The organism is Lactobacillus sp. M44, assembly GCF_058130005.1.
In genome coordinates, this window is record NZ_CM176707.1 from 1,137,732 (window position 1) to 1,151,313 (window position 13,582).

Annotated in this window: 12 protein-coding genes and 1 riboswitch; of the genes, 9 read left to right on the plus strand and 3 right to left on the minus strand. The window is 32.7% G+C overall.

Features of this window, described 5'->3' with window-relative positions; genetic code table 11:
• The first annotated feature begins 108 nt into the window (after nucleotides 1-108).
• The gene (locus AC38BG_RS05525) at nucleotides 109-1,602 is read left to right on the plus strand and encodes an ABC transporter substrate-binding protein/permease (RefSeq protein WP_489936866.1); all 1,494 of its coding nucleotides are present in this window, start codon (nucleotides 109-111) and stop codon (nucleotides 1,600-1,602) included.
• Nucleotides 1,595-2,332 carry an amino acid ABC transporter ATP-binding protein gene (locus AC38BG_RS05530; protein ID WP_489936867.1) on the plus strand — a complete coding sequence of 246 codons (738 nt, stop codon included), beginning with the start codon at nucleotides 1,595-1,597 and terminating at the stop codon, nucleotides 2,330-2,332. The genes AC38BG_RS05525 and AC38BG_RS05530 overlap by 8 nt, the downstream gene beginning before the upstream one ends.
• Before the next feature lie 51 nt (nucleotides 2,333-2,383).
• Here AC38BG_RS05530 and dapF read toward each other — a convergent pair whose 3' ends face one another.
• Together dapF and AC38BG_RS05540 are read right to left on the minus strand one after the other, a co-directional pair.
• Entirely contained in the window at nucleotides 2,384-3,364 is a 981-nt protein-coding gene (dapF, locus tag AC38BG_RS05535; RefSeq protein ID WP_489936868.1) for a diaminopimelate epimerase, read from the minus strand.
• Between the two features lie 9 nt (nucleotides 3,365-3,373).
• Nucleotides 3,374-4,726 carry an aspartate kinase gene (locus tag AC38BG_RS05540; protein ID WP_489936869.1) on the minus strand — a complete coding sequence of 451 codons (1,353 nt, stop codon included), beginning with the start codon at nucleotides 4,724-4,726 and terminating at the stop codon, nucleotides 3,374-3,376.
• A 163-nt stretch (nucleotides 4,727-4,889) separates the two neighbouring features.
• Nucleotides 4,890-5,068, plus strand: a riboswitch (Lysine riboswitch).
• Between the two features lie 77 nt (nucleotides 5,069-5,145).
• Between AC38BG_RS05540 and lysA the strand changes: the two genes are divergently transcribed.
• Genes lysA through AC38BG_RS05575 form a run of 7 tightly spaced genes read left to right on the plus strand, consistent with a single transcriptional unit; the run spans nucleotide 5,146 to nucleotide 12,330 of the window.
• Entirely contained in the window at nucleotides 5,146-6,459 is a 1,314-nt protein-coding gene (gene lysA / locus AC38BG_RS05545) for a diaminopimelate decarboxylase (RefSeq protein ID WP_489936870.1), read from the plus strand.
• An 18-nt stretch (nucleotides 6,460-6,477) separates the two neighbouring features.
• Nucleotides 6,478-7,188, plus strand: a complete 711-nt coding sequence (dapD, locus tag AC38BG_RS05550; protein WP_489936871.1) for a 2,3,4,5-tetrahydropyridine-2,6-dicarboxylate N-acetyltransferase — start codon at nucleotides 6,478-6,480, stop codon at nucleotides 7,186-7,188.
• A gap of 12 nt (nucleotides 7,189-7,200) precedes the next feature.
• The gene (locus tag AC38BG_RS05555) at nucleotides 7,201-8,352 is read left to right on the plus strand and encodes an N-acetyldiaminopimelate deacetylase (protein ID WP_489936872.1); all 1,152 of its coding nucleotides are present in this window, start codon (nucleotides 7,201-7,203) and stop codon (nucleotides 8,350-8,352) included.
• Nucleotides 8,349-9,275 carry a 4-hydroxy-tetrahydrodipicolinate synthase gene (gene dapA, locus AC38BG_RS05560; protein ID WP_489936873.1) on the plus strand — a complete coding sequence of 309 codons (927 nt, stop codon included), beginning with the start codon at nucleotides 8,349-8,351 and terminating at the stop codon, nucleotides 9,273-9,275. Before AC38BG_RS05555 ends, dapA begins: the two co-directional genes overlap by 4 nt.
• A gap of 3 nt (nucleotides 9,276-9,278) precedes the next feature.
• Complete coding sequence (gene dapB, locus AC38BG_RS05565; RefSeq protein WP_489936874.1) at nucleotides 9,279-10,058, plus strand: 4-hydroxy-tetrahydrodipicolinate reductase; 780 nt, start codon at nucleotides 9,279-9,281, stop codon at nucleotides 10,056-10,058.
• 13 nt (nucleotides 10,059-10,071) lie between these two features.
• The gene (locus AC38BG_RS05570; protein ID WP_489936875.1) at nucleotides 10,072-11,253 is read left to right on the plus strand and encodes an aminotransferase class I/II-fold pyridoxal phosphate-dependent enzyme; all 1,182 of its coding nucleotides are present in this window, start codon (nucleotides 10,072-10,074) and stop codon (nucleotides 11,251-11,253) included.
• Nucleotides 11,254-11,271: 18 nt separating this feature from the next.
• Complete coding sequence (locus tag AC38BG_RS05575) at nucleotides 11,272-12,330, plus strand: aspartate-semialdehyde dehydrogenase (RefSeq protein WP_489936876.1); 1,059 nt, start codon at nucleotides 11,272-11,274, stop codon at nucleotides 12,328-12,330.
• Nucleotides 12,331-12,654: 324 nt separating this feature from the next.
• Here AC38BG_RS05575 and AC38BG_RS05580 read toward each other — a convergent pair whose 3' ends face one another.
• Nucleotides 12,655-13,533: a DegV family protein gene (locus AC38BG_RS05580; RefSeq protein WP_489936877.1), complete on the minus strand. Its 879-nt coding sequence runs from the start codon at nucleotides 13,531-13,533 to the stop codon at nucleotides 12,655-12,657.
• Nucleotides 13,534-13,582 lie beyond the last annotated feature (49 nt).

Genomic DNA, 13,582 nt, shown 5'->3' on the forward strand with positions numbered 1-13,582 from the left:
ATAGTGTTAAAAAAGATAATGCATTTAGAAAAAAGTTTGTTATAATTGACTTCAATTGAAACTAAATCATTTAAGATTTAGTTTTTAAAATATATATGTGGTGGTAGTATGAATAAATTTAAATTAATGAAATTTATCAATTTAATTATTGGTTTAGTTACAATTGTTTCGTTATTTTTATCATTTGCGATTCCAGCAAGTGCTGCATCAAAAAAAGTAGGTAATGGAACAATTTTGAAAAAAGTAGAGCAGACGCATACATTAGTTGTTGGGACATCTGCTGATTATCCACCATTAGAATTTACAACTAGTGAGAATGGTAAGACAAAATATGTTGGTGTAGATATTGAATTAGCCAAAGAAATTGCTAAGGATTTACATGCAAAACTAGTCGTAAAAAATATGAGTTTTGAATCACTTTTAGTAGCTCTTGAAACAGGAAAAGTTGATATGGTCATTGCAGGCATGTCACCTTCACCTGAACGTGCAAAAAGTGTTGATTTTTCAAAGATTTATTATAAAGCTTCTGGCGAATATTTCTTAATTAATAAAAAAGACAAAAATAAATATAAAACTATCAAGGATTTTGATGGAAAAAATATAGGTGCACAAACTGGTAGTATTCAAGCACAACTGATTAAAGATCAAATGACTAAGTCACATTACAAAGGGTTAGATAAAATTAATAATTTGGTTTTAGCTTTGCAATCTGGCAAGATTGATGGAATTGTTATGGATGAATTGACATCCCATGCATATCAAACCAATAATAAAAACTTAATTGCTGTGAGATCAGATCTAAAAGAAGACCAAACTGGTAATGCTGTTGCGATTGCTAAAGGTCAGCCTGGTATGTTAAAGGCAGTGAATAAAACAATTAATCGAGTTCAAAAACAAGATTTGATTAATAAAAAATATCTTCCAGAAGCTGCTAAATACATGAAGACTTCACAAAAAAGTAATACTATGATGAAGTATGCTCCATATTTTGTTCAAGGTGTTGAATATACACTAATAATTACGGTATTTTCTGTATTAATTGGTGTAATTCTAGGAATGGGACTAGCTTTAATGAGATTATCAAGCAATAAAGTCTTACATTGGATTGCGGTTTGCTATATCGAATTTGTTAGAGGGACTCCTCAATTAGTGCAAATTTTATTTGTATATTTTGGTATTGGAACTTTAATATCTAATATGTCAGCTGTTGTAGCTGGAACAATTGCAATTGGATTGAATTCAGGAGCGTATGTTGCAGAAGATATTAGGTCAGGAATTAATTCAATTGCTAAAGGTCAAACTGAAGCAGCTCGCTCACTTGGATTAAGTCAATCAAAAACTTATAGATATGTAATAATTCCGCAAGCTTTGAAAAACATCTGGCCTGCATTAGGTAATGAATTTATTACTTTATTAAAAGATAGTTCACTAGTTTCTGTTATTGGGGTTACTGAATTAATGTATCAGACGGAACTAATTCAAACTTCAACATATCGAGGAGTTTTACCATTATTTATTGCTATGATTATTTACTTTGTAATGACCTTTACCTTATCAAGAATATTAGGCTATTTTGAAAGACGGATGAACTACCATGAATAAAATGATTGAAGTTAAGCATTTAAAAAAGAATTTTGGAAAAACTGAAGTACTAAAAGACATCACCGCTTCAGTTGATAAAAAACAAGTTATTTGTATTATAGGCCCATCTGGATCTGGGAAAAGTACTTTCTTGCGTTGCTTGAATATGTTAGAGCATCCAACTTCTGGTCAGATAATTTTTGATGGAACCGATTTAGCAAAATTAGGTGAAGGAAAGAAATTAGATGAATTACGAGAAAAGATGGGGATGGTATTTCAAAACTTCAATCTTTTTCCTAATATGAATGTAATTGAAAATATTAAATTAGCTCCAATGAAAGTTAAAAATCTTGATGATAAAACAGCGACTGAATTAGCATTAGATTTATTAGAAAAAGTTGGGTTAAAAGATAAAGCTAATCAATATCCTACTAGCTTATCTGGTGGTCAGCAGCAGCGTGTAGCAATCGCAAGAGCACTTGCAATGAAGCCTGAAATGATGTTGTTTGATGAACCAACTAGTGCACTTGATCCAGAAATGGTAGGAGAAGTTTTAAAAACTATGAAAGACTTAGCCGAATCTGGAATGACTATGGTCGTGGTAACTCATGAAATGAATTTTGCACGTGAAGTGGCAGATGAGCTATGGTTTATGGCAGATGGCTATATTTTAGAAAAAGGTAAACCAGATGACGTTTTCGAGCATCCTAATAACCAACGTGCTAAAGAATTCTTGTCAAAAGTCTTGTAAAAAAATAAAATGTTGATAGTACTCATTTTAATGGAGTATCGTCAACATTTTTTATTTAGGTAATTTATCTACAAAATTTTCATAAGCGATTTGTTCGATAGTTTTTTTACTTTCAAAATTTCTTACATTTGCATTATGTAAATCATTTTCACTAATTGATACATTATCAGTAATTGTCGCATTACCAATTAATTCAATCCAATAATGGTTATTGTCATAATGCAAGATTGTTTTAACCATTCCACCTGGATTATAAACACTGATTTCTTGATTAAAATCAGCTAAATTAGGATAAATTAAAGCAAATGCCAAACTTGTGGCAGACATCCCAGTCCCACAAGCATTTGTAAAGCCAACTCCACGCTCAAAAGTTCTCACAAAAATACTATTATGTCCCAAAATTTTTGCAAAACTAACATTTACTCCATCACTAAAATAAGGGTTAGGAGAATTTAGATAAGTCCCCAATTTTTTTAAAGTATCACTTTCTAATTCTTTTTGATCAACAAAACTAATCAAATGTGGATTAGGCACTGCAAGTGCACTAAAGCGTAGATATGGCGATAGTTCTGGCACTAATGTATTTAAGAGTCTTTTATGGCCTAAGTTCGAAAAGGGTAGATCCTTATTATCAAAATTAACTGGTGAAATTTCAACTCCAAATGCTGGAACGTCAGGTGCAAAATCAGCGGTTTTATGAACTTGCAAGCTAGTGTTTAATGTATCAACTTTAAAATCATCAACTTGATCACGTTGAGATATATAGCGTGCAACTGTTCTAAGACCATTGCCACACATTAAAGCTTCACTACCATCTGAATTAAATATCCGCATTTGAGCAATCGAATTTTTTCGAGTAGGACAATTCACAACTAACAATCCATCAGCTCCATTTAAGACTTTATTAGCTGAATCAGTAATTTTTTTGGCGAGTTCAACTAATTCATGATCAGTTAAAGGACTATTTAATTTAGTTTGATCCAAAATAAAAAATGAATTTTGAGAACCGTGTACTTTTAATAATTGAGTCATATTTATCTCCTAATTAAAAAATCTATGGTAAATAGCACGTACCGCATCATCGGCGTCATTATCATATGTGCCAATCATTATAGAAATACGTGAAGCCCCTTGATTAATCATCGGTACCGCAATGTTTTTATCTGCTAAAGAAGTCAAGATATTATTAATAACTCCAGTTTTATTACGCATACCTTCGCCAACAACCATAATAATTGCATAATTATCAATCCATTCTAAACGATCTGGATTAACAGCTTCTTGGATTTCATCTGAAATCTTATCGATTAACTGATCATTAACTGCATTACGATCCAAGATAATAGTTATATCATCAATTCCAGAAGGCATATGCTCATAAGAAATATTATATTTAGCTAGAATTTGCAAAATTTTTAAAGTAAATCCAGTTTGTTTATTCAATAAATACTTGTGTAAATACAGTGCTGCAAAATGTTTGCCACTTACTACACCAGTAATAGTATTAGCAGGGTTGATATCTTTATCTGGAACAATAAAAGTACCTAATTCATTTGGATTATTAGTATTTCTAACATTTATTGGAATGTTAGCTTGAATAACAGGGATTAATGCCTCATCATGAAAAACTGAAAATCCAGCATAAGATAATTCTCTCATTTCTCGATAAGACATTTTGGTAATTGGCTTGGGATTAGTTACAACTTGTGGATTTGCTGAATAAATTGCATCAACATCTGTAAAATTTTCATAACTTGTCGCATGTAACCCTCTAGCTAAAATTGCTCCTGTGATGTCAGAACCTCCTCTTGAAAAAGTAGCAATATGTCCTGCTAAGGTAATTCCATAAAATCCTGGAAAAACTAAAATTTCATTTTTATTAACTTTAAATCTACCTAAATCTGCATAAGTTTTTGGAACTACACTGGCATTATTTGGGGTACCACTAACAGTAATTCCTGCTTTTTTTGGACTAACAAATTTTGCATTATAGCCTAATTTATTTAGGATAATTGACATTAGCTGCGCAATTAAATGTTCACCATGTGCTTTAAATGCAGCTAGTAAATATTCATCATTAGGATAAGATTGTTTGGCAAGTGATAATAATTGATCTTTAAGAGGGAATAGTTGATCAAATACATTGAAATAGCTACCAATTTCTTTATAACGGCTAAAAATCTCCTCTAGAATTTTCTGAAAATTAGTATGATTGATAACCGCATTAGCATAATTAATTAATAAATCAGTCACTTTTGTATCATTTGGAAATCTTTTTCCTGGAGCAGACACCACGACAACTTGACGTTCTTCATCACTTGTGATGATATTGATTGCTTTTTTAAAAGATTCACCACTTGCTAAAGAACTTCCTCCAAATTTGATAACTTTCATGTTCGATCCCCCTATAGTCGGATTATCTAAGACATTGCTTAAATAAATTAATCAAATTTTAGCACATTTTTTACAAGTTACAAGTAATTTAATGTTCGGAAAATAAGTAAATAAAATTCATTTTTGGTATTGACATTTAAACTGAACACTTATAAGCTATGAGTAAATCGAAAGAGGTGCAACCAACACAAGTAAATTAACTGAGCTTAGCCAAAAGTTATGAAGTTAATTGAAAAGGGAGGTTGCCGAAGGGCTTAACTATGGCAAAATTAAGTTTCCTGGGATATGGTTAAATAAACTATATACTGTCGTAAGAAAAACTTACGGTGCGCTGTCGAGAACTGATAATGGGTATGTTTCCACTGTTTGTTAAGCGCAAACAGTGGATTTTTTTATATATTTTTTGCGAGGACATTATTATGAATGAGCAAATTACTGATGAGCAAGTCAATTTGGCAGGTCATTTAACAATTGCAGGATGTGATGCAATTGAATTAGCGCATGAATATGGAACTCCACTAATTGTGTACGATGTTGAAAAAATCCGTAAACAAATTCATGCATTTAAGCAAGTATTCAAGCGAAATAATGTTGCTTATGTCATTAGCTATGCTAGTAAAGCCTTTACTTCAATTGCAATGTATCAGGTTATTGCTCAAGAAAGAATTCATAGTGATGTGGTTTCAGGTGGGGAATTGTACACTGCTATCAAGGCTGGATTTCCAATGCAAAATTTGAGTTTTCATGGCAATAATAAATCAAAACAAGAATTAGAAATGGCAGTCAAACATCAAGTAGGGATGATAATCATTGATAATTTTTATGAGATTGAATTATTGGAAAAAATTTTAGAAAATTATGATACAACAATCAAGGTATTACTCCGAATTGCACCTGGAATATCAGCTCATACTAATAAATATATTCAAACTGGTCAAGTTGATAGTAAATTCGGATTTGATTTACAATCAGGTCAAGCAGATAAAGCTGTTAAACAAGTTTTGAATTTACCAAGAATGAAATTACAAGGACTTCATGCACATATTGGATCACAGATTTTTGAAACAGTTGGCTTTAAATCAGTAGCTCAAAAATTAGTCCAAATAGCTGCTAGTTGGCAAGAAAAATTTGGTTATCAAAGCAAGATCATTAATGTAGGGGGCGGATTTGGAATTAAATATACAAAAGATGATCAACCACTTGCTCCAGAAATCTTTGTACAGTCAATTATTGATGCAATAAAACATGAAATAGCAAAAACTACGCTGACAATGCCTGAAATTTGGATTGAACCTGGTCGTTCAATAGTAGGGCCTGCTGGATATAATTTATATACTGTTGGCAGTAGAAAAGATATCCCTAGATATTTACCATATGTGACAGTAGATGGGGGGATGGGAGATAATATTCGCCCAGCATTATATCAAGCAAAATATGAAACTGTTTTGGCATCTGATCCTAAAAAGAAATTACAAGAGCATGTCAAATTAGCTGGTAAATACTGTGAGTCAGGAGATATCTTGAGCTATGATCAACCATTGCCAATAACTCATCCAGGAGATATTTTAGCAATGCTTGACACAGGAGCATATGGATATTCCATGGCATCCAATTACAATCGTAATTTAAAACCCGCAGTTGTTTTTGCGGAAAATGGAAAAGCACAAGTTGTTATCAAAAGACAAACTTATGAAGATTTGATTAGTTTGGATAAATCATATACTAACAATTGATTTGGAGGATAAAGATTTATGGAAGAGTTGAATGCACAAGAAATCATTAATTACATTAGTAATGCACCTAAAAAAACACCTGCCAAAGTCTATTTAAAAGGTAATTTATCAAAAATAGAATTTCCTAACACTGTTGAAACATTCATTGAAAATACAACTGGGGTAGTATTTGGTGATTGGAAAGACATAAAGCCTTTACTTAAAAAATATAAAGCTGAGATACAAAACTATCATATTGAAAATTTTGCACGTAATTCTGCAGTACCTCTGCTTAATATTAAGAATCTTAATGCTAGAATAGAACCTGGGACAATTATTCGTGATAAAGTCAAAATTGGCAATAATGCAGTAATTATGATGGGAGCAATAATCAATATTGGTGCAGAAATTGGTGATAATTCAATGATTGATATGGGAGTTGTATTGGGAGGAAGAGCAATTGTTGGCAAACACTGTCATATTGGCGCAGGTGCAGTGTTAGCTGGAGTAGTCGAACCAGCTAGTGCTAAACCAGTAATTGTTGAAGACAATGTTTTAGTTGGCGCAAATGCGGTAATTATTGAAGGAGTTCATGTTGGTGCAAATGCAGTAATTGCGGCAGGTGCAGTAGTTACAAAAGATGTTGAACCATATACAGTAGTTGCTGGAGTTCCTGGTAAAGTAATAAAAAAAGTTGATCAAAAAACTTCTAAAAAAACGAAATTAGAAGATGATTTGAGAAACATATAGGAAGTGTGTAATTTGTTAAGTGAAAAGCAATTAATTGAAATTAGGCGACATTTACATCAGATTCCTGAACTTGCACTGCAAGAAGATAAAACACATGAATATCTGTTAAAGATAATTTCAAGTTTTAATCAAAAATATCTTGAAATCAAAACCCCTGATGAATTATCTACTGCCTTATTAGTTTTAATTAAAGGTTATAGTCCAAAAAGAACAATTGGCTACAGAGCAGATATTGATGGATTACCAATATCTGAAAAAACTAATCTTGAATATACCTCAAAAACTCCTGGTGTTATGCATGCTTGCGGACATGATATTCATATGACAGTCGCATTAGGACTATTAAATTATTTTAGTGAACATCAACCAAAAGATAATATCTTAATTTTTTTCCAACCTGCTGAAGAAAGTGAAAGTGGTGGGAAAAAAGCCTATGAGTTAGGCATTTTTACTGGCAAATTTAAACCAGATGAATTTTATGGCTTACATGATAATCCTGATTTGCCTACTGGAGCAATTGGTTGCAGGATGGGAACATTATTTGCAGGAACTACTGAAGTAAATATTGATTTATATGGTAAAGGAGGACACGCTGCATTCCCACAAGATGCAAATGATACCGCTGTTGCAATGGCAAATTTAATTATGCAAATCCAAACGATAATTTCGCGCAATATTGATCCAATTGAAAGTGGCGTTATCACTTTAGGAAAAATACAAGTTGGCAACATTAGAAATGTGATTGCTGGTCACGCACGAATTGAAGGAACAATTCGCGGATTAACACAAGAAATGATTGAAAGAATTGATCAACGGATAAAAGAGATTTGCCTAGGAATTAATAAGAGTTTTAACATGAAAGTTGACTTAGAGTTAAATCAAGGTGGGTATTTACCAGTTGAAAATAATCCTAAACTAACCAAAAACTTCATTAATTATATGAAAAATAATTCTAATGTAGATTTTATTGAAACTAAACCTGCAATGACGGGTGAGGACTTCGGATTTTTATTATCTAAGTTTCCAGGAACAATGTTTTGGCTAGGAGTTCAAGATGATGCACAATTGCATTCAGCTGACTTAACACCTAAGGAATCTTCAATTAAAAAAGGTGTAGACGAAATTGTAGGATTTTTGAAATATAGAATGGAGGAGTGTAAATGAATTTATCAGATTTAAAAAATGCGGATCTAATGACTGCAATTGTGACACCATTTGATGACAATGGAAAAATCAATTATCAGGTATTAGAAAACTTAACTAATTATTTAATTGAACATGGCTGCAACGGCTTTGTAGTAGGAGGGACAACAGGAGAGACTCCTGAATTAACTCATGATGAAAAAATTGAGCTTTATACAAAGTTTGGTCAAATTGTTGCAGGACGTGTTCCAACAATTGCAGGAACTGGCAGTAATAACACTGTAGAAACTATTGCTTTTACAAATGAAGTATCACAAATCAAAGGGATAGATTATGCTTTGGTTGTGGTGCCACCGTATAACAAACCAAATCAGCGAGGGATGTTAGCACACTTTAATGCAGTTGCTAATGCAACAAAAATGCCTATTATTATCTATAACATCCCAGGTCGAACAGGCGTAAAAATGAATCAAGATACAATTGTTCAATTATCTCATCATGAAAATATAGCAGGGATCAAGCAATGTGCGAGTTTAGAAGAATTGCAATATATCATTGATAATAGTGATCCGAACTTTGCAATTTTTACAGGTGAAGATTCTCAAGCACTGACTGCAAGAGTATTAGGTGCAGATGGAGTAATTTCAGTTGCTAGTCATAGCTATATTTATCAAATGCGAAAAATGTATGATCTATTATACCAAGATAACTATCAACAAGCTGGTCGCTTGCAGCGCTGGCTTACGCCTAAGATGAGTGCACTATTTATGTATCCATCTCCATCACCAATAAAGGCGGTGTTGAATGCACAAGGGTTTAATGTAGGAAGGTGCAGGCTGCCGATTATGACATTAAACGATCAAGAAAAGCAAATGCTTGAAGAAAAATTAGAATTACCTACAAATTCACTTGCAGGTAATTTACCTTTGAATCTAGGTGAATAAAAAATGCAAAATATATTAGTTGCAGGTGCAACAGGAAATATGGGACAAGAAGTTATTAAGTTGATTAATTCATTGCCTAATTTTCAAATTGAAGCTGCATTAGCTCCAGACATAAGTGAAGACAATAAAAGTAATTATAATCTAGCTGATAATATAAAAACTTATCAGAATTTAGATCAAATTAAGACTGACAATCTTGATATTTGGATTGATTTTACACAACCTAAAGCTGCTTATGAGAATGTAAAATTTGCCTTAGACCATGAAATAAAGCCAATTGTTGGAACCACTGGAATGAGCGAAAGTCAGCAAAAAGATTTAGTTGAATTAAGCAAAAAAAACAAACTAGGTGGCTTAATTGCGGCTAACTTTGGACTTTCTGCAGTTTTATTGATGAAATTTGCTCAACAAGCAGCAAAATATTTCCCAGATGTAGAAATTATTGAAATGCATCATGCTGGCAAAAAAGATGCTCCATCTGGCACTGCATTAAAAACTGCTCAATTAATTGATGAAGTCAGACCAAAACATGAAACCAATCCTAATGAAACTCAAATTTTGCCAGGAGTGCGAGGTGGCGATATTGATGGAATTAAAATTCATTCAGTTAGATTGCCAGGATATATTGCTCATGAAGAAGTATTGTTTGGTGGAAATGGTGAAGCGTTAACTATCAGACAAGATTCATTTGACCGAAAGTCATTTATGAATGGAGTCAAAATCACGCTAGAAAAAATTGATAATTTATCAGAAATCATAATTGGATTAGAGAATATTTTATAAGAGGTACAAGATAATGCCAGAATTACAAAAAGAACTACATAGTATCATTAATAAGCAAATAAAGTCAGTTCCGATGGCAAAAATCAGAGCGTTCGATAACGAAATCTCCGCAATCCCAGGATTAGTTAAATTGACTATTGGTGAACCTGATTTTGCAGTTCCAGATCATGTCAAAAAAGCCGCAATTAAAAGTATTGAAGAAGATGACTCACATTATGCTCCAAGTCGAGGTAAAGAGAAATTATTACAAGCAATTAGTGATTATTTAAAGCGTTCAAGGGATGTTTATTATAATCCAAAGACTGAGATCATCGTTACAGTAGGTGCAACTGAAGCAATTACTGCTACTACAATGACTTTGTTAAATCCTGGTGATAAAGTCATTGTTCCAACCCCGACATTTCCATTATATTTTCCAAGTGTTGCACTAACTGGAGCACAAGTTATGATGGTAGATACATCTGATGAGAACTATTTATTGTCTGCAGATCATTTAGAAAAAGTCCTAGATAAACAAGGTGAAAGTGTTAAAGCAGTTATTTTGAATTATCCAAATAATCCAACTGGTAGATCTTATACTAAAGATGAATTGCAAGCTTTAGCACAAGTGATTAAAAAACATCATATTTATGCGATTGTTGATGAAATTTATAGTTCATTAATGTATGAACGTCCATTTTATTCATTAGCATCTATTTTACCTGAGCAAACTATCTTAATTAGTGGATTGTCTAAATCTCATGCAATGACAGGATATAGAATTGGTTATGTTGCAGGACCTGCTGAGTTTATTTCTGAAATGTCAAAGATGCATTCATTTATGGTAACCTCTGTTAATGATACTGCACAAAGAGCTGCAATTGAGGCGCTTAATAATGGGGATATGGATCCAGAAAACTTCAAAAAAGTCTATCGCAAAAGACGAGATAAATTAGCAAAAGCAATGAAAGACATGAGATTTGAAATTGCATTACCTGATGGAGCATTTTATATTTTTGCAAAAATTCCAGATAGATTTGGAACAGATGATACAGCGTTTGCGACTAAACTAGCATATGATGCAAAAGTTGGGGTAATTCCTGGTAGTGCTTTTGGTAAGGGTGGAGAAGGTAATTTGCGCTTATCTTATGCGGCAGCAGATTCTGTGATTGATACAGCAATTGAGCGAATGCAGGAATTTATGTCAGATAATTAGTCATATGGGGGAATAATTATGAGTAATGGATACAATGTAGCAATTTTGGGCGCTACTGGTGCAGTTGGTACAAGAATGATTGAGCAATTAGAGCAGTCGACTATTCCAGTCAAAAGTCTTAAATTATTAGCTTCTAGTAGATCTGCAGGAAATAAATTGAAATTCAAAGGACAAAAATTAATAGTAGAAGAGACTAAACCTCAATCGTTTGAAGGGATAGATATTGTTTTATCTTCTGCAGGTGGAGCAGTATCCAAAAAGTTCTTGCCTGAAGCTGTAAAACGAGGTGCGGTATGTGTTGATAATACTAGTGCTTATCGAATGGATCCTAATGTTCCATTAGTGGTTCCAGAAGTTAATGAATTGGCTATTAAAAACCATCATGGAATTATTGCCAATCCAAATTGCTCAACAATTCAAATGGTTGTTGCATTAAATCCAATTAGAAAAGCTTATGGATTAAAACAAATAATAGTTTCAACATATCAAGCAGCATCTGGTGCAGGACAAAAGGCACTAAATGAGCTACTAAAAGAAGCTCAAGATTATTTAGATGATAAAGATATGCAAGAAGATGCTAAAATTTTGCCAACCAAAGGTGATAAAAAGCATTATCCACTTGCGTTTAACCTATTGCCCCAAATTGATGTCTTTGAAAAAGATGGATACTCTCATGAAGAATGGAAGATGATCCATGAAACTAAAAAAATTATGTTAAATGATATGAATGATAAGCGTATTAAAGTAACTGCAACTTGTGTAAGGGTTCCTGTTCCTATAGCACATGGTGAATCAGTTTATTTCACTGTAGCAGATAGCAAAGCTACTAGTAATGATATTAAAAAGTTGTTAAGCAAAGCAGCTGGAGTAGTTGTACAAGATGATCCAAGTAATCAATTATATCCTCAACCTATTAATGCGGTAGGAAAGAGAGAAACATTCGTTGGTAGAATTCGACCAGATGAAGAAAATACAGGTGCATTTAATATGTGGGTTGTATCTGATAACTTATTAAAAGGCGCTGCTTGGAATGCGGTGCAGATTGCAGAATGTTTAGTTAAAAATAATTGGCTGTAAGAAAGTATACAGCAAGGCAATATACAGTAGATATTAAATTGTAAACTTATTACCATACTCATATAAAAATTAATACTTGAAAATCAGATATTTAAAATCCGTCTCTCATTGTGATATGAAAGGCGGATTTTTTTGCTATTATTCTATTATTTACTATTTAATCTCAAAACTAGTTTAATATTTTCCTTCTTCTAGTAATAATTACTTAGCTAAGCTCAATTCCTTTTCTTGATTTGGTGTCATATCTGGATAAGCCAGCGGCAACTCTTCCATAGCTTAGTCAAAATATTGGACATGATTAAGCGTGAATAACATGTTTACAAATTACTTTTTAAAATAAGAATTAACATCCCTTGACCAAATAATTGCCATACAATGTTGGCCAACATGAACCCCAACAACAGGTCCAATAATCGATTCAAGAACTTGAACTTTAGGGAAACTTTTCTTATAATCAGCTACCCATTTGGCTTTGACTTCAGGATCTAGTGCATCAAATATAGTCACTTGAATAGGGTAGTCTTTATCTTTGATTGCTTTTGCAAAATCATTTTTGATTTTCAGATAAGCTCTTTTTGCTTGGCGTTCTTTGCCAATGGCAGATATTTTGCCTTCACCTTGAACATCCATAGATAAGATAGGCTTTATTTTTAATAGACCACCAATAAAACTTGATGCATTAGATAAACGACCAGTTCTTTTTAGATGGTTTAAATCATCTACCATGAATCTAACCCCTATAGTGGATCGTAAGTCTTTTAGATCTTTTAAAATGGTTTCAAGATCTGCACCATTTTGAACTAATCTTGCAGCTAAGATAGCCAAACTTGCTTGACCTGCACAAGTTACTTTTGAATCAAAGGGATGAATATTAATTTTATTTTCTTGTTTTGCATATGCACTAACAGTTTGATAAAAATTAGAAATACCACTAGATAAAGTAATAACAATTACATCGCTATAACCATTTTCAATATACCAGTCAATTGCCTTATGAATTTCTCCAGTAGATGGTTGAGAGGTAGTAGGCAGCGTCGTATCAGTTTTTAGTTTTTTATAAAATTCTTCGTAGCCAATAGTTTTTAAATCATAATAAGTTTTATCGCCCCAGATAATAGGTAAAGCAAGAATTCTAATACCATATTGATCACATTGGGCGTTTGTTAAATAGCTTGAGCTATCAGTTAATACACCTATTTTCACAGTTTGTATTCCTTTCCAAATTAAACAATCATATATATTTTAAAATAGA